This is a genomic window from Metabacillus sp. KJ11-3 (assembly GCF_055808295.1).
This window is the reverse complement of sequence record NZ_CM147865.1, coordinates 2,739,852-2,757,234: the sequence shown is the minus strand read 5'-3', so window position 1 is coordinate 2,757,234 and position 17,383 is coordinate 2,739,852. Positions and strand designations below refer to the sequence as shown.

Annotated in this window: 16 protein-coding genes; 12 read left to right on the top strand and 4 right to left on the bottom strand. The window is 35.6% G+C overall.

The genetic code is table 11. The features are described 5' to 3' along the window. The first annotated feature begins 192 nt into the window (after window positions 1-192). On the top strand, window positions 193-2,121 hold the full coding sequence (locus AC0L8O_RS14005; RefSeq protein WP_473443124.1) for a heavy metal translocating P-type ATPase: 1,929 nt from the start codon (window positions 193-195) through the stop codon (window positions 2,119-2,121). A 295-nt stretch (window positions 2,122-2,416) separates the two neighbouring features. On the opposite strand, the gene AC0L8O_RS14000 is transcribed toward AC0L8O_RS14005, so the two are convergent. Both AC0L8O_RS14000 and AC0L8O_RS13995 read right to left on the bottom strand, forming a co-directional pair. Next, window positions 2,417-2,638, bottom strand: coding sequence for a hypothetical protein (locus AC0L8O_RS14000; protein WP_473443122.1), 222 nt, complete (start codon window positions 2,636-2,638; stop codon window positions 2,417-2,419). 166 nt (window positions 2,639-2,804) lie between these two features. Further along, entirely contained in the window at window positions 2,805-4,316 is a 1,512-nt protein-coding gene (locus tag AC0L8O_RS13995; protein ID WP_473443119.1) for a phytoene desaturase family protein, read from the bottom strand. A gap of 285 nt (window positions 4,317-4,601) precedes the next feature. On the opposite strand from AC0L8O_RS13995, the gene AC0L8O_RS13990 reads away from it, so the two are divergent. The 3 genes from AC0L8O_RS13990 (at window position 4,602) to pfkA (ending at window position 7,688) form a co-directional block, all read left to right on the top strand. Then, window positions 4,602-5,702, top strand: a complete 1,101-nt coding sequence (locus AC0L8O_RS13990) for a M24 family metallopeptidase (RefSeq protein ID WP_473443117.1) — start codon at window positions 4,602-4,604, stop codon at window positions 5,700-5,702. A 12-nt stretch (window positions 5,703-5,714) separates the two neighbouring features. After that, complete coding sequence (locus AC0L8O_RS13985) at window positions 5,715-6,422, top strand: thermonuclease family protein (RefSeq protein ID WP_473443115.1); 708 nt, start codon at window positions 5,715-5,717, stop codon at window positions 6,420-6,422. 306 nt (window positions 6,423-6,728) lie between these two features. Continuing rightward, window positions 6,729-7,688: a 6-phosphofructokinase gene (gene pfkA / locus AC0L8O_RS13980; protein ID WP_473443113.1), complete on the top strand. Its 960-nt coding sequence runs from the start codon at window positions 6,729-6,731 to the stop codon at window positions 7,686-7,688. 337 nt (window positions 7,689-8,025) lie between these two features. Here pfkA and AC0L8O_RS13975 read toward each other — a convergent pair whose 3' ends face one another. Next, window positions 8,026-8,241 (bottom strand): WYL domain-containing protein, encoded by a 216-nt coding sequence (locus AC0L8O_RS13975; protein ID WP_473443111.1) that lies wholly within the window; start codon window positions 8,239-8,241, stop codon window positions 8,026-8,028. Window positions 8,242-8,412: 171 nt separating this feature from the next. Here AC0L8O_RS13975 and AC0L8O_RS13970 point away from each other — a divergent pair, with 171 nt between their 5' ends. Continuing rightward, window positions 8,413-8,682, top strand: a complete 270-nt coding sequence (locus tag AC0L8O_RS13970; RefSeq protein WP_473443110.1) for a hypothetical protein — start codon at window positions 8,413-8,415, stop codon at window positions 8,680-8,682. Window positions 8,683-9,214: 532 nt separating this feature from the next. Here AC0L8O_RS13970 and AC0L8O_RS13965 read toward each other — a convergent pair. Continuing rightward, a complete protein-coding gene (locus AC0L8O_RS13965) occupies window positions 9,215-9,412 on the bottom strand; it encodes a hypothetical protein (protein ID WP_473443108.1) in 198 nt (65 codons plus the stop codon). A 330-nt stretch (window positions 9,413-9,742) separates the two neighbouring features. Between AC0L8O_RS13965 and glcT the strand changes: the two genes are divergently transcribed. The 7 genes from glcT to AC0L8O_RS13930 all read left to right on the top strand — a co-directional run bounded on the left by glcT (window position 9,743) and on the right by AC0L8O_RS13930 (window position 17,348). Next, on the top strand, window positions 9,743-10,540 hold the full coding sequence (gene glcT / locus AC0L8O_RS13960; RefSeq protein WP_473443106.1) for a glucose PTS transporter transcription antiterminator GlcT: 798 nt from the start codon (window positions 9,743-9,745) through the stop codon (window positions 10,538-10,540). A 232-nt stretch (window positions 10,541-10,772) separates the two neighbouring features. Next, window positions 10,773-12,878 carry a glucose-specific PTS transporter subunit IIBC gene (ptsG, locus tag AC0L8O_RS13955; protein WP_026559910.1) on the top strand — a complete coding sequence of 702 codons (2,106 nt, stop codon included), beginning with the start codon at window positions 10,773-10,775 and terminating at the stop codon, window positions 12,876-12,878. Window positions 12,879-12,977: 99 nt separating this feature from the next. After that, window positions 12,978-13,244: a phosphocarrier protein HPr gene (locus tag AC0L8O_RS13950; RefSeq protein WP_026559909.1), complete on the top strand. Its 267-nt coding sequence runs from the start codon at window positions 12,978-12,980 to the stop codon at window positions 13,242-13,244. Beyond that, complete coding sequence (gene ptsP / locus AC0L8O_RS13945; protein WP_473443104.1) at window positions 13,244-14,965, top strand: phosphoenolpyruvate--protein phosphotransferase; 1,722 nt, start codon at window positions 13,244-13,246, stop codon at window positions 14,963-14,965. Before AC0L8O_RS13950 ends, ptsP begins: the two co-directional genes overlap by 1 nt. A gap of 96 nt (window positions 14,966-15,061) precedes the next feature. Next, window positions 15,062-15,298 carry a transcriptional regulator SplA domain-containing protein gene (locus tag AC0L8O_RS13940; protein WP_473443102.1) on the top strand — a complete coding sequence of 79 codons (237 nt, stop codon included), beginning with the start codon at window positions 15,062-15,064 and terminating at the stop codon, window positions 15,296-15,298. Between the two features lie 96 nt (window positions 15,299-15,394). Further along, window positions 15,395-16,423, top strand: a complete 1,029-nt coding sequence (splB, locus tag AC0L8O_RS13935; RefSeq protein WP_473443101.1) for a spore photoproduct lyase — start codon at window positions 15,395-15,397, stop codon at window positions 16,421-16,423. Window positions 16,424-16,559: 136 nt separating this feature from the next. Further along, window positions 16,560-17,348, top strand: a complete 789-nt coding sequence (locus AC0L8O_RS13930; RefSeq protein WP_473443099.1) for an SDR family oxidoreductase — start codon at window positions 16,560-16,562, stop codon at window positions 17,346-17,348. The last annotated feature ends 35 nt before the right edge of the window (window positions 17,349-17,383 follow it).

Here is a 17,383-nt window from a genome sequence, read left to right as displayed (position 1 = left end):
GAGAAGAATTATCGTTATCAATAATTATTATAAAGTAATAATTATAATAATTATTACTTGAAAATGAACTGGTATTTGTTATAATCATATTATACCTTAAATTATAAGTGTTTTAAGTGGTTTAAAAAGAAAAATGCGACATTATTGAGAAGATGATGATGAATCTTATTCTCAATTAGAGGAGTGGAGAACATGGAAATAAACAATGTTACAGAAATTGAACATCATACTGAATCAACTAAAAATCAGTTTTATACAAAATGGGTAGAACATATTGAATTAATTAATGCTATTATTTCCGGAATTCTAATTGGGATTGGCTGGTACTTAAACTCGCAAGGAAATGAAAATATAGCAATTCCTTTATTTATATTAGCCTTTGTTATTGGGGGATTTGCAAAGGCTAAGGAAGGGATAGAGGAAACCATAGCAGAGCGAACATTAAATGTAGAACTGCTGATGATATTTGCTGCAATTGGTTCTGCGATTATTGGATATTGGGCTGAAGGAGCAATACTAATTTTTATTTTTGCATTAAGCGGTGCTTTAGAAACCTATACAATGAACAAAAGTCAGCGTGAAATCTCAGCACTTATGAGCTTGCAGCCTGAAGAAGCGTTACTCATAACAAATGGAAAAGAACGTCGCGTACATGTGTCTACGTTAACTATTGGTGATACGATCTTAGTTAAACCGGGTGAACGAATTGCAACGGACGGATATATCTTGTCAGGTAGGACGTCAATTGATCAATCTGCGATAACTGGTGAGTCAATGCCTGTTGAAAAAGAGGTAAATGATGAAGTGTATGCTGGAACAGTAAATGGCAATGGTTCCATTACTGTTTCTGTGATGAAAAAAAGCACTGAAACGATGTTTCAAAAAATACTTGACCTTGTTCAATCAGCACAGTCAGAAAAGTCACCATCCCAGCAATTCATTGAAAAATTCGAAGGGACTTATGTTAAAGCTGTTTTAATGTTGGTTGCTTTAATGATGGTATTGCCTCATTACTTACTGGGATGGAGTTGGAACGAAACAATTTACCGTGCGTTAGTGCTTATGGTTGTGGCCTCTCCATGTGCACTTGTTGCATCAATTATGCCTGCAACACTATCTGCAATTTCAAATGGTGCAAGAAAAGGTCTCTTATTTAAAGGTGGTATGCATTTAGAAAGATTAAGTAAAACAAATGTTGTTGTTTTTGACAAAACAGGTACATTAACTAAGGGTGAACCGGAAGTAACGGATATTTTGACATTAGAGAATGCAGATCTTCAAGAATTTTATGAAGCGGTCCTATCAATAGAAAATCAATCAAACCATCCACTTGCAAAAGCAATTGTTGCAAAAATCAATCAAGATTTCCCTACTGAAGCAGCAAAAATGACATCGGTTGATGAAAAGTCAGGTTTTGGTGTAAAGGCAAATATTCATGGTGTACAGTGGAAAATTGGGAAAGCAGATTTTGTAGGAAGGGATGCAGCAGATTCTTTTCATTTAGGTATTAATACGACTCTCTCGAGAGATGGAAAAACAATTGTATATGTTCAACGTGAGAATGAAATCATCGGAATCATTGCTTTAAAGGATGTAGTAAGGGATGAGGCTAAAGCTACTATTAGAGAGTTGCAAAACAATGGAATTAAAGCTGTAATGTTAACCGGAGATAGTGTAGAAACAGCAGAGGCCATTTCGAAGGAGTTAAATATCGACATATTTAAAGGAGAATGCTTACCAGAAGATAAGGTTACAGAAATTAAATTATTGAAAGAAAAGTATGGAAATGTAGCGATGATTGGTGACGGAATTAATGATGCTCCAGCATTAGCAACAGCAGATGTAGGTATCGCAATGGGAGAAGGAACAGATGTTGCTCTTGAAACTGCTGATATCGTTTTAATGAAAAACGAACTTTCCAAGTTAACCTCGTCATTTACTTTATCTAAACAGATGAATCGGATTGTTAAACAAAATATTGTGTTTTCAATGTCTATTATTGCTTTATTAATTTGTTCGAATTTCTTTCAAGTACTTGACTTACCTTTGGGTGTTATAGGACATGAAGGAAGCACAATTTTAGTCATCTTAAATGGATTACGTTTATTAAGAGGTGAATAAAGTAAGGGGCTGACCCAAAAGTCTAGATTTTAGACCTTGGGTTAGCCTTTTTTCATATTTTGACCTTTTTAATTCAGACAAACGTATAAACTGGGACATTCCATTGCGCTCCAGACACTTGCTTTCCGCGGGGAGGGAAATAAAGAAAGAGAGAAAAATAGATACCAATAAGGAGGGAGGAATACCCCATTTCATTAAAAAAATCCCACTATTTGATTCTTTTCAAAAACAAATAAGAAAAAGGTGCTCAAAAAGTCGTCATTTAACGACCTTTTGAGTCACCCTCTTTTTAGTGCTACATTTTAATGGTCTCTTCTGAAGTTTGTACGGAAATTTCTTCTTCATCTGGGCGTTTGCTAAGGATGATATAGGATGTAACGAAGCAACAAAAGCCATTGATCCACCCGACGATCGTACTAAAGTAAAAGATATCTATTAACATCATACCTACAACTGGAGAAAGAATTCCTATAATACAAAGTACTAAAATTAAATGACGTTTTACCCATTGAAGCACAAAGAACAACTCCTTAATAGGAAGAAAGATTGCTTTATAGGATTATTATACAAGAAAAAGAACTTTTGTAGTATCAACGAAATGTTAAAAACAGATTACAATTTAATTTTGATGATATCATTCCTGTAACTCCGATACTTAAAAATGTCAATGATAGCGGAAGGGTTTAGCTTATTTCTTTTTTTAGATTGGATTTAACATCTTTAGAAAGGATAAGATCGGCAGTTAATTGACCCGAGAGAGTAACATAGGGAACTCCTCCTCCAGGGTGGGTAGAACCTCCAACAAAGTATAGATTTTCTAGTAGAGCACTTTCGTTTGGAAATTTAAAACCGCCATTTTTTTTGCGATCTGAGACAACTCCGTACATAGACCCTCCATTTGATCCATATAGATTTTTAAAATCATCTGGTGTTAGGGTATACTCAAACTCGATGTTATTATTTAGTTCCTTTAGACCCATTCGTTCAAGCTTATCAAAAATAAGTTTGCGATACTTTTCTTTTTTGTTTTCCCAGCTGTCTCCTTCGCTTAATGGTGGTACATGTGTTAACACAAAGAAGTTTTCCTTTCCCTGAGGTGCTTGGGATTGATCAGTTTTTGAGGAAATACCAACATATATTGTAGGATCATCTGCTGGAACACCCTTATTGAAGATTTGATCGAATTCTTTATCGGGATTATCGGAAAAGAAAAAGTTATGGTGTGTAAGATTATGATATGGCTTTTTTATGCCGAGCAATAAAGCGAAACCTGACACTGTTGGAGGGAATTTCTCTTCCTCTTGCTTAAGTTGTCTACTGTTCAAAGCATCTTTCAATAAAGTCTTGTATGTAGGGATAACGTCTATATTAGAAATAACAAGGTCAGCATCAATGACAATTCCATTTTCCAATTCAACTCCAATAGCTTTGGTTCCAGAGGTTAAAATTCTTTTTACTTGAGTGTTTAGGTGTACATCTGCTTCTAATTCATGCAACACTCTGGACATAGCGTCGGCAATTTGAAACATGCCGCCTTCTACATAATAAATACCTAGACCTAATTGTATATGAGCTAATTGAGATAAGAAGGCTGGTGCATGATATGGAGAAGAACCGATATACATGGTGAGAGTGTTAAATAATTGTTGAAGCTTTTTGTTTTTGAAGAATCTTTTCGTCCCTTGGCTTATCGTTTTCAGTGGATCCATAGATAGGAGCTCCTTTACACTATGCATGGATCGTAAGTCTGTTAAACCGGTTAAACTCTTTTTATAGAAACTTTTTAAACTATATTCATACATTTTGCTGCAATAGTTTAAATAGCTAAAAACTTCATTGGCATCATCTTTTGAAACGGATTCCAGTTGTTTAATTAATTCTGGAATATCGCATGTTAAATCTATAACAGTTCCATCTTCAAAAAAGGTCTTCCATTGAGGTTCAATTCTTTTTATACGAATGTAGTCAGAAAGATTTCTGTTAACATGATGAAAAAGTTGTTCAAGCACCCATGGCATCGTTAAAATGGTGGGACCAATATCAAAGGTATACCCCATACCTCCACGTTTATTTAATTTACCGCCAAGACGTCCTCCTTTTTCCAAAATAGTAACATCATAATTATCTGCAGCAAGACGAATGCCTGCAGACATACCGCCAAGACCTCCACCAATAATGACAACTTTCTTATCCAAGTCCTATAACCTCCTCATTTCGTTAAATTTATGTGCAAAATTAATCATCATTTTGAGTTTAAATATGTTTCTATTGCTTTTCATTCTAACCACCATTTCTACATTCATAACAATATAAGGATTTATTCTTTCTTTGACGGGTAAAAAATGTATACAGATAGCTTTAATCTTCCTTTTGTTGAAATACTGTTTGAGAAGATTGAATCGTTTTTAAGTTGTTCGATTGTACTTTCTACTACTCATTGTTATGATAAAAAAAGAAGTTTTTTGAAGGGTAGTGACAATATGAATCAGCGTTTAGAGAAAGTAATGGAGTGGCTACAAGAGCAAGATATCGATTTGTGTTTCATTCAATCAAAGGAAAATGTATTCTATTTTACACAGTTTTATACAGACCCACATGAGCGTTTAATGGGGGTTTTTCTATTTAAAGAGCAGGATCCATTTTTTGTTTGTCCAAAGATGGAAGCGAACCAAGCGAGGGCTGCAGGATGGTCATTTGAAGTGATAGGATATAGTGACCACGAAAATCCTTGGGATTTAATCGCAAGTGCCTTAAAACAGCGTCAAGTTTCTATTCAAAAAGTTGCCATCGAAAAAGACGTGACATCATACAGTCGTGCGGAAGAATTACTTGAAAAGACTGGTCATCCTAAAATTGTGTCAGCAGAAGGAAAATTAAATCAACTTCGCTTAATAAAAGATAAAGATGAAATAAAAATCATGAGGGAAGCGGCGAGGCTTGCAGACTTTGGAGTTCAAGTTGGAATAGATGCCTTACAAACAGGTGTCACCGAAATGGAAGTTTTAGCAACAATTGAGTATGAATTAAAGAAAAAAGGTATCCGTGAGATGTCTTTTTCTACCATGGTTTTATTCGGAGAAAAATCTGGCGATCCTCATGGAAATCCAGGGCAAAGAGTGTTAAAAGATGGGGATTTTGTTCTGTTCGATCTTGGGGTTGTGTTGGATGGATATTGTTCAGATATAACGAGAACCGTTGTTTATAAAAAAGCTACTCAAGAACAAAAAAACATTTATGACACTGTACTTAAAGCGCAAACGGCTGCATTAGAAGCAAGTAAAGAGGGTACTAGAATTGGTGATTTAGATACTCTTGCAAGAAATATAATAGAAGATGCAGGATTTGGTGAGCATTTTCCACACCGTCTAGGTCATGGGCTAGGAATCAATGTTCATGAGTACCCTTCAATGAGTTTTACAAATGATGAATGTTTAAAAGTTGGAATGGTGTATACAATTGAACCGGGAATTTATTTACCTAAAATTGGTGGCGTGAGGATTGAAGATGATGTAGTGATTACAGAACAAGGGTACGAAACATTAACAAAATTTCCGAAAGAGTTTACCGTTATAAATAGGTAATAGTTATTGATAATGAAAAAAACAAAAAGTTTATACAGTTTTTTCCTTCTTGTTTTAACTTTTACTCTTATAACCGGTTGTGGAAGTGAACAAACAAATACAACCTTATTGGATGCAGAAGTAACAAAAGTGGTAGATGGAGATACACTTCACGTCATGATTAGTGGAAAGAAGGAAACAATTAGACTCTTGCTAGTAGACACCCCTGAAACAGTTCATCCATCAAAGCAGGTCCAGCCATTCGGACCTGAAGCAAGCAATTATATGAAAGAAAAATTAAATGGTGAAGAAATACAAGTTGAACTCGGTATAGGAGAAAGAGACAAGTATGGACGTTTGCTCGCATACGTTTATCAAGATAATCAGATGATCAATAAACTATTATTGGAAAAAGGGTTAGCTAGGGTGGCGTATGTGTTTGAACCAAATACAAAATATATTGATGAATTTAAGGAAATTCAAAAACAAGCCCAAAATGAACAAGTAGGGATTTGGAGTCTTGAAAACTATGCGTCAGAAAATGGCTTTCAAGATGAAACACAAATTGAAAATGACGATACAGTTAATTCTGGTTGTACGATTAAAGGAAACATAAATTCAAAAGGAGAAAAAATTTATCATACAGTGCAATCTCCTTCCTACAATGTGACAAAGCCTGAAGAATTATTTTGTACAGAGAAAGAAGCGGTAGAAGCAGGCTATCGCCCAGTGAAAAGATAAAAGGTGATAAGAGCGTTAAAAACGTTCTTATCACCTTTTTTAGGTACTAAATATTTATTTCCTTACTTTATATCAATGAGTTAAACAAGTTACCATTATGGTTGTAAATCGTTTTAGAAGACTATTGATTAGAAAAAGAAAAATAGGAAAATCTATAATGAAGGAATTATTTGGTGGAAAAATGATTTATACATTCCCTATTGGTGAATATATTTATTGAAAATGAAATAAAACTAGATTTATAACTAAGGCTTATTTGTTACTTTCTGGATATATATAAATGGTTTTTTGAATGGAGGGATTTACATGAAGAAAATAGCTGTTCTAACAAGTGGGGGAGATTCACCAGGGATGAATGCGGCAATCAGAGCTGTAGTAAGAAAAGGTATTTATGAGGGTTTAGAGGTATATGGGGTTTATCAAGGATACGCTGGACTAATGGAAGGAAAAATGAAAAAGCTGGAACTTGGATCAGTAGGTGATATTATCCACAGAGGTGGAACGATTTTATACTCTGCTAGATCTGAGGAATTTAAAAAGGATGAATCCCAATATAAAGCAATTGAACAGTTAAAACAGCTAAGAATTGAGGGACTTGTTGTGATCGGTGGTGACGGCTCATATCGAGGGGCTGCGAAATTATCAGAGAAAGGGTTCCCTTGTGTAGGTTTGCCTGGAACAATTGATAACGATATTCCGGGAACAGATTATACTATTGGATATGATACGGCGTTAAATACTGTGATTAATAGTATTGATAAAATAAGAGATACTGCTACATCTCATGATCGTACGTTTATAATTGAAGTAATGGGGCGGCACGCCGGGGATATTGCCTTGTTTTCTGGTTTAGCTGTAGGAGCGGAGTCCATTATTATTCCTGAAAAAACGTATGAAATTCAAGATATAGTTGCAAAGCTGAAAAAAGGAATTGAAAGAGGAAAAAAACATTCCATCATTGTGTTGGCTGAAGGTGTTTGTTCCGCGAGTGAGCTTGCAGCAAAATTATTGAGTAATTATCAATTGGAAACAAGAATTTCGGTTTTAGGGCATATTCAACGAGGAGGAACTCCAACCTGCTTTGATCGTGTATTAGCATCTAGATTAGGAGCAAAAGCGATAGAGCTTTTACTGGAAGGGAAATCAGGTAGGGCAATTGGAATGCAAAAACAGGAAATTGTAGATCATGATATTATTGAAATTTTAAAGAAAAGGGATCCAATCCAGGAAGGTGTGTACACACTTTCTAAAGAGCTGTCCATATAAAAAAGTTGTTAATCGTTGGTAGAGGCTGACCAGTACGTATGATTTTTAGCGTACTGACCAGCCTCTTTTTTGTTTTAATTCCTATGTAAATGGAGGAATTTTTTAAAGGGAAATTTATTGACGCCTTTATGATATAAGCCCTGCCTCTCTTATATCGTTGCGGCTCCTAGGCCGCGCCACGTGTTTATGCGTCTAGCTGTGTTTGTTATAGGTAATGTCACTGGTAACGCGCTCAATTATGTATTACCCCAATAACACAGGGTAAAACCTATAGACAAGCTATTGGGAAATATAAAATGAGGAAAGAGGGCTACATGTCGAAGTAATTAGTATAAGGTTATACAGCGTTTGAAGAAGTTTGGATTCCTGCTGATAAAATATGATCAATTGAAAAGGTCCTTATTTGCCTGCGAAGTAAACAGTATGCAATTAATCTGTTTGGTGTGACTTTCTTTACGATGATTTTTCTTTGAGTAATTGAACGATCCTTAGCAATATAAATAATCGTGATCGGATGGTTTTGCTCCAGGCTCTGTGTGAAAAAACAATTCATTTCATCCACCTCCAATGTATTCCTTTATATTATATACGAACATACATTCTTTTATCCATACATACAAACATACATTCTTATTATTTTCTGCCATAATTGAACATTGTATAGCGTATGATGGATATTAGTAATCCGTGAAAAAATATATTAATGATGGATGGGGGAGAGAGAATGACAACTATCGAAAAAGCTAGGAGAATTAAGGAAATAACCAATGAAATGATCAGACATTATGTTAAAGATAATAAAGGAATAAAAGAAAGTGAACAGGAAAGGGCTGTTGAATTATTAGCTAGTGCTATTCAAGACTTTTCAGAAATATATCTAAATAAAAATGCAGACGACGATGAGATGCTAAAAGGAATTTTAGCAAAAGTAAAAATTGCTTCAAATATAATAGATGAAGTAAAAAAGCCAAAAGTGGTGATCAAAAGGGTATGATGTAGGCTAATATTACCAAAGTAAGAACGTGTGTTCTAATTTTAGGCGTCGTATGGTACAATTAGGTTGCAGTTTCATTAGGATCGAACAAGCCCCTTCTGGAAGGAGGTGATGCTTGTTGACGATTTATGAAAGTTTAATTTCAATGTTTACATTCGCCTCATTAATTATCGCTATTTTAGCCTTCTCACAAAAAAAATAGACCCTATGAAAAAGGTCTACTTATGTCACAAGATTTGGTCCAATAAGAAACTGCAGACTGTGGATGCGGCAACATCCACGGTCAATCCGGATTTAATTATAACACAAACTGGGAGATGTAGCAGTATCATTGTATCTTATTTACCGTTCATTGCTAAATTTAATTCTTTAGATAGGGTTGTGAATTCAAAATAGATGTCAAAAAAGACTGGTGTATTTTCATCATTATATAAAATAAGTCTATGTTGGGTTTTATCCTCTACATTATAAATAATTAATGCCTCTGAAATAAAGTCATCAAACCATTTATTTTTTACCTTTACTGAATTGGTTAAAGGAACTCTAATGAGATACCCTTTTTTAGGAAGGGGCTTGCTTGAATTGTAATATTTTTAATACCTTCTATTGCTTTTTTAACTTCACGATCAAATAATAATGAGCTTTCTTTCTCAAGTATAACAGAATTAGATTCTATATCTAGCACTTTTACGTCTGGTTGTTCTGCAGCTCGAGCGTTGTTTAATGTCATTAATCCTATAAAAAAAATAGCTGAATCATGATCATTGATTTTCGCATGTAGTCACCTCTTCTATAGCTTCCCCCAGCTTTTGATTTTATTCCTAAATAAATGTACGGTACAGCGGAACCCTACTCATAATAACTAGTAATTTACAGGTGTAAAGTGATATAAAAAAATAATTCCATTGTATTATAATCACTATAATAATTCTTTACTACAAAAATCGACAAATTCATTGACGTCCATGCTTAACTTTTGTACGATATGTAAGATTGAATGTAAAGGAGTTGTGGATTTCGTGAAGGAGTCCTTTAAAATAAAAAAACATTAAATAACAATGTGTTGATCGCTTCACATGACTCTTACGGAGAAGTGGTATTGATAGGTAAAGGTATAAGTTTTGGTAAAAAGAACGGTGACATTATTCAAGAGCAGAGCTATGAAAAAATGTTTGTGCTTACAAACCAAAAAGAACAAGAGCAATATAAAATGTTATTATCAGACATTGATGAAGACATGCTCGAAGTTGTTCAAGATGCTATTCGGTATATTTTTGAGCGTGTGGAAAAGCCGCTTAATGAACACATCCATATCGCACTTACCGATCACATAACTTTTGCTTTAAAGCGTTTGCAACAAGGGATGGATTTGAAAAATCCCTTTTTGTTAGAAACGAAATCTCTTTATCCTTTTGAATATGAGCTGGCAACAGATGTTATACAGTTTTTAAATAAGTCGTTATCTGTTGATTTGCCGGAAGGGGAAATAGGGTTTATTGCTCTCCATATTCATAGCGCAATTTCTAATAAACCATTATCTGAAGTTAATCAATATTCACAATTAATAAGCCTTTTAACTGAGGTTATTGAGGATTCACTTAAGGTGAAAGTGGACCGGGACAGTGTGAATTATCTACGATTAATTCGCCATCTTCGTTACACGATAGAAAGAGTTAACGCTGGTGAAACTGTATCAGAACCAGAAAAATTATCTTTTCTGTTGAAAAAGGAATATCCCTTATGCTACAATACTTCTTGGAAAATGATAAAAGTGATGCAACAGGTGTTACAAAAACCTGTTTATGAAGCTGAAGCAGTTTATTTAACAATGCACTTATACCGATTAACAAATAAATAATTGTAACCGATATTATTCACGTGTTACTGATTCGATCAGGCATGAGTGAACAAAGTGTTTTTATTTGCTATTTTGGGGAACTATACCTAATAGCAGATGAAAGCTATGTTCACCATGCCTTTTTTGTATTTGATACCTCATTGTAGGGAGATTGTAAACGGTTAATATTAAGAGTGTTTTTGGCTTCAAGACTTTTATTAAGCAAATATGTAATGAAATAGGAGGTTGTTTTATGTTTAAAAATGCATTTGGCGTCTTGCAAAAAGTTGGACGTGCTCTAATGTTACCAGTTGCATTACTACCTGCTGCTGGATTATTACTTGCATTAGGTAATGCGCTGCAAAATCCAACACTAACTGATTTAGCTCCATTCTTAACAGCTGATTGGGTTGTGTTAATTGCGAGTGTAATGGAAAACGCGGGTAATATTGTATTCTCAAATCTCCCAGTATTATTTGCCGTTGGGGTAGCTATCGGCCTAGCTAACGGAGATGGAGTTGCAGGTATCGCAGCTTTAATTGGTTACTTAATTATGAACATCACCATGAGCAGTATTCTTAAAGGGGTAGGGACTATTCCAGAAGGTGGACAGGAACTTACCGAGTTTTTAGCTAATAATGGAGCTGCTTATGGTAATGTCCTAGGCATTCCAACACTACAAACAGGAGTTTTTGGAGGTATCATTGTTGGTATCATTGCAGCAGCAATGTACAATCGTTTCTTTACAATTGAATTGCCTTCATATTTAGGGTTCTTTGCAGGGAAACGATTTGTTCCAATCGTAACGGCTGCATCTACAGTATTATTAGGGATTGCAATGTACTTTGTATGGCCTCCAATTCAAACAGGGTTAAATGCTTTCTCAACAAATCTTTTAGACGCAAATAGAACATTGGCTGCCCTTATCTTCGGGATCATTGAGCGTTCATTAATTCCATTTGGTTTACACCATATTTTCTATTCACCATTTTGGTTTGAATTTGGCAGTTATGTTAATGCTGCTGGTGAGACTGTTCGTGGTGACCAAACAATTTTCTTTGCGCAAATTCGTGACGGAGTTCAAGACTTAACAGCAGGTACATTCATGACAGGTAAGTTCCCATTCATGATGTTTGGGTTACCAGCTGCTGCTCTTGCAATATACCATGAAGCAAAACCAGAAAACAAAAAAGTTGTTGCAGGTTTGATGGGTTCTGCTGCATTAACTTCTTTCTTAACAGGTATTACAGAACCACTTGAATTCTCTTTCTTATTCGTTGCACCAGTGTTATTTGGTATCCATGCTTTATTTGCTGGGTTATCATTTATGATCATGCACATCCTTGATGTGAAAATTGGGATGACGTTCTCTGGAGGATTAATCGACTTTTTACTATTCGGGGTATTAAACCCTCAAACAAACTGGTGGTATGTAATTCCAGTAGGTTTGGTACTAGCAGTCATTTATTATTTTGGGTTCCGTTTTGCTATACGTAAATGGAATCTTGCCACACCTGGTCGTGAAGCGGCAGATGTCGAGACTTCTGATCAAGGTCAAGCAAAACCTTCTACAGGTGATTTACCTTCACAAGTTTTAGAGTCATTAGGCGGATCAGGAAATATCAAGCATTTAGATGCTTGTATTACTCGTTTACGTGTAACAGTTAATGACAGTAAAAACGTTGATAAGGATCGTTTGAAAAAATTAGGTGCTTCAGGTGTACTTGAAGTTGGTAACAATATTCAAGCTATCTTTGGTCCTAAATCGGATAACTTAAAAACTCAGATCCAAGACGTCATGTCCGGAAAACGTCCAAAAGCAACTGGAACACATTCACAAGAACAGGAAGTTCAGGAGCAAGTGGAAGATGTAGTTGCTGACGGAATTAAAAATGAAGTCGTTAATGAAACATTTGTTGCGCCACTTACTGGAGAAATAAAAGAAATTACAGAAGTTCCTGACCAAGTATTCTCCGGGAAAATGATGGGAGATGGTTTTGCTATCTTACCTACAAATGGAACGGTTGTTTCACCTGTAAATGGTAAAATTCTAAATGTATTCCCAACGAAACACGCGATTGGGATCCAATCTGATGGTGGGAAAGAAATATTAATCCACTTTGGAATTGATACAGTAAACTTAAAAGGTGAAGGTTTTGAAGCGTTTGTTCAGGAAGGTGACATTGTTGAGCAAGGTCAAAAAATACTTGAAGTAAATCTTGATTTTGTAAAGGAAAATGCACCATCTGTAATGACACCAATTGTATTTACAAACCTAAAAGATGGTCAATCAATTAAGCTTCAAGCCCAAGGTAATGTAACGGCAAAAGATGCAGATGTTATTTCGATTGAAGATTAATTTGAATATAAAAAAGATGCCACACTTGTCATTTGACTAGTGTGGCTGATAAAATAAAAACTTGAAAAAAATGTTGAATTTTAAAGGAGATTGATGAAAATGGCAGAAAAAACATTCACAGTAACAGCAGATTCAGGAATTCACGCACGTCCGGCAACAGTTTTAGTACAGGCTGCTAGCAAATATGATTCAGATGTTAACTTAGAATATAATGGTAAAAGTGTTAACCTAAAATCAATTATGGGTGTTATGTCTTTAGGTATTCCTAAAGGATCTCAAATTAAAATTATTGCTGCTGGTTCAGATGCTGAAGATGCTGTTGCAGGATTAGCAGAAACATTTAAAAATGAAGGGCTAGGCGAATAATGAGTAATAACCTTAAAGGGATTGGAGCTTCTGCAGGTATTGCAATTGCAAAGGCATACCGCTTAGAAGAACCAGAATTAAAGATAGAACAAAAAACTGTAACAGATAAAGAAGCAGAGAAAAGCAGATTCGAAGCGGCAATTGCTACATCAAAATCTGAGCTTGAAAAAATTAAAGAGCATGCTAACCGTGAGTTAGGTGCAGATAAAGCAGAAATTTTTGCTGCTCACTTACTAGTTTTAAGTGATCCCGAGTTATTAAGTCCTGTAAAGGATAAAATTGAAACAGATGGTGTTAATGCAGAATCTGCAATGAAAGAAACAGCAGACATGTTCGTTTCAATGTTTGAATCAATGGACAATGATTATATGAAGGAGCGCGCAGCAGATATCCGCGATGTAACGAAACGTGTTATCGCTCATTTGTTAGGTGTTCAAATTCCTAATCCTAGCTTAATTTCAGAAGAAGTTGTGATCATTGCTGAAGATTTAACTCCTTCTGATACAGCTCAGTTAAACCGTCAATTTGTAAAAGGATTTACAACTGATATTGGCGGTCGAACATCACATTCAGCAATTATGGCAAGATCAATGGAAATTCCTGCGGTTGTTGGTACGAAGCAGGCAACTTCTTCTATTGAGAATGGCGTAATGGTTATTGTAGATGGGCTTGATGGTGATGTCATTATCAATCCATCTTCAGATGTCATTGCACAATACGAAGAGAAAAAAGCAAAATTCGAAGCTCAAAAAGCTGAATGGGCAAAGCTTGTTAACGAACCGACAATCTCAAAAGATGGTCAACACGTTGAGCTTGCAGCAAACATCGGAACTCCTGATGATGTAAAAGGTGTATTAGAAAACGGTGGAGAAGGAGTAGGACTTTATCGTACTGAATTCTTATACATGGGAAGAGATCAGCTTCCAACTGAAGAGGAGCAATACGATGCATACAAAACAGTTCTTGAAAGAATGGGAGATAAGCCGGTTGTTGTTCGTACGTTAGACATCGGTGGAGACAAAGAATTACCATACTTACATCTTCCAAAAGAAATGAACCCATTCTTAGGTTTTAGAGCAATTCGTTTATGCTTAGAGGAACAAGAGATTTTCCGTACACAATTACGTGCGTTACTACGTGCTAGCAGCTACGGAAACCTAAAAATCATGTTCCCTATGATTGCGACTCTTTCTGAATTTAGAGAAGCAAAAGCAATTCTTTTAGAAGAAAAAGAAAAGCTGGTTGCAAGTGGAGTTCAAGTATCTGATTCAATTGAAATTGGTATCATGGTTGAAATTCCATCAACTGCCGTTATGGCAAGCCAATTTGCAAAAGAAGTAGACTTCTTCAGTATCGGAACAAATGATTTAATTCAGTACACAATGGCAGCTGATCGTATGAACGAGCGTGTCTCATACTTATACCAACCATACAGTCCTGCAATTTTACGTCTTGTTTCAATGGTTATTGAAGCAGCTCATAAAGAAGGGAAATGGGCTGGAATGTGTGGTGAGATGGCAGGCGATCCAATCGCAATTCCATTGCTGCTTGGACTAGGCCTTGATGAATTCTCAATGAGTGCAACATCAATACTTCCGGCACGTACACAAATTAAAGGATTATCAAAAGAACAAGCTCAAAGCATTAAAGAAACTGTATTATCCATGGATACTACAGAAGAAGTTATTGCATTTGTAAAAGAAACATTTCAAATAGATTAATGTCTTAAGAAGGACGGGCTGAAAATGCCTGTCCTTTTTGCGTATTTACTAATCAATAGGGAAAACTACCTTTATCAAATGAAGGAAGGTGTCTTAATGAATAATTTTAGAGTAGGGGAAGAGGTATATGTCATTTACAGAAATCCCCATGCTGTCAATGTAGCGAATATTGAAAAAGCAGAGATCGTAGAACATCCTAATAACAACCAAGAGCTTGCTCTGTTTCTTCATGATGCCTACCATCCGCTTGCAGAGGATGATGCTGTTTTTTCCAGCTTTGAAGACGCTGAAGAATTGTATAACCAATTGTTTGATTATAAAACGCATGATTAAATAGGAAATTATTATTGAGACTAAGGGTGTAACGAAATGCATATTTTAATGATGTATAGTTCTTTCTAGTGACTTTTAACAAAGGAAGGTACATTCATGATTAAACCGTTTGTTCCACAATTAGTTTATATAGAACCAAGAGCTTTGGAATATCCCCGTGGTGTTGAATTGAAAGAAAAATTTGAGAAGATGGGATTGGAAATTCGGGAAACGACTTCACATAATCAGGTTCGTAATATACCTGGTAAGAATCACTTACAACAATATCGAAATGCAAAATCAACCCTTGTTGTTGGGGTAAGAAAGACTTTGGAATTTGATAGCTCAAAACCTTCGGCGGAATATGCCATTCCATTAGCCACTGGCTGTATGGGGCATTGTCATTATTGTTACTTACAGACAACAATGGGAAGCAAACCGTATATTCGCACATATGTAAATGTTGATGAAATCCTTGAACAAGCACAAACTTATATGGAGCAGCGAACACCTGAAGTCACACGTTTTGAAGCTTCGTGTACATCAGATATAGTAGGAATTGACCACCTTACACATTCACTAAAATCTGCCATCGAATTTTTTGGACAAACCGATATGGGAAGACTTAGATTTGTGACGAAGTTTCATCATGTAGACCATCTGTTAGATGCGAAACATAATGGCAAAACCAGATTTCGTTTTAGTATAAATGCTGATTATGTTATTAAAAATTTTGAACCTGGAACATCGCCGCTGGAAATGCGTATTGAAGCTGCCGTGAAAGTAGCAAAAGCCGGATATCCCTTAGGGTTTATAATTGCTCCTATATATGTTCATGAAGGATGGCAAGAAGGATACAAAGTGTTATTTGAAAAACTCGATGCATCCTTGCCAAAAGAGGTTCGAAGTGATATCACGTTTGAGATGATTCAGCATCGTTTCACTAAACCGGCAAAAAGAGTGATACAAAAAAATTATCCTAAAACAAAGCTGGAGTTAAATGAAGAGGAAAGAAGATATAAGTGGGGCAGGTATGGTATCGGAAAATATATCTACCCAAAAGATCAGGAGCAGGAACTTCGAGAAACACTTGAGGATTATGTTGATCATTATTTTCCTACAGCAAAAGTTGAATATTTTACCTAAAGGCTATACTCTCATCAAAAGATGGGAGTTTTTTGTTTTATACTTAACGAGTAGTACAGCTTCAACTGAAAGCTCACTTTATCACACATTACATGTAATGGTAAAATAAATTTATCATACATAAGAGGTGAAATAAATGCATCTAAATCTAAAAGGTAAAAATGCCTTAGTCATCGCTTCGAGCCAAGGTTTAGGTAAAGCAATAGCTGAAAAATTGTTTGAGCAAGGTGCTAATGTCATGATATCCAGCCGTGACCAGGCAAAACTGGAGAAGATAAAAGCAGAGCTTGAAAGTAAGAAAAGTCATGCTCGCATCATTTATCAAACATGTGATATAAAAAATAAGCTGGAAATCGAAGCACTTGTTGCAAAAACAGTAACCGATCTGGGATCTATTGATCTTTTAGTTAATAATGCAGGAGGACCGCCTGCAGGTACATTTGAGCAAATGACAGATGAAGATTGGCAGCATTCGTTTGAATTAAATCTGCTTAGTTATATTCGGATGATTAGAGCGGTTTTACCTCACATGAAACAAAATGGTGGCAAAATTGTCAATATCGCCTCTTCATCAGTGAAAGAGCCTATTCCCGGTCTTATTTTATCAAATACATTTCGAATTGGGATAGTCGGTTTATCTAAAACATTGGCTTCAGAACTTGCTCCATATCAAATACTAATAAATACGGTGGCACCCGGCCGAATTGCAACAGACAGGGTAGCGTTTCTGGATGAAACAGCAGCAAAAAATAATGGGGTTTCAAAAGAGGAAATAGAAGATAAAATGAGAAAAACGATTCCTTTAGGAAGATATGGTTTACCCGAGGAATTCGCAAATTATGTTGCATTTCTTTTATCTGATCATAATAGTTTTATGACTGGTCAAACCTTCTTAATTGATGGAGGTATGGTGAAGTCAATTTAATTAACTGAAAATGAAACCTCATAAAATAAGTGAAA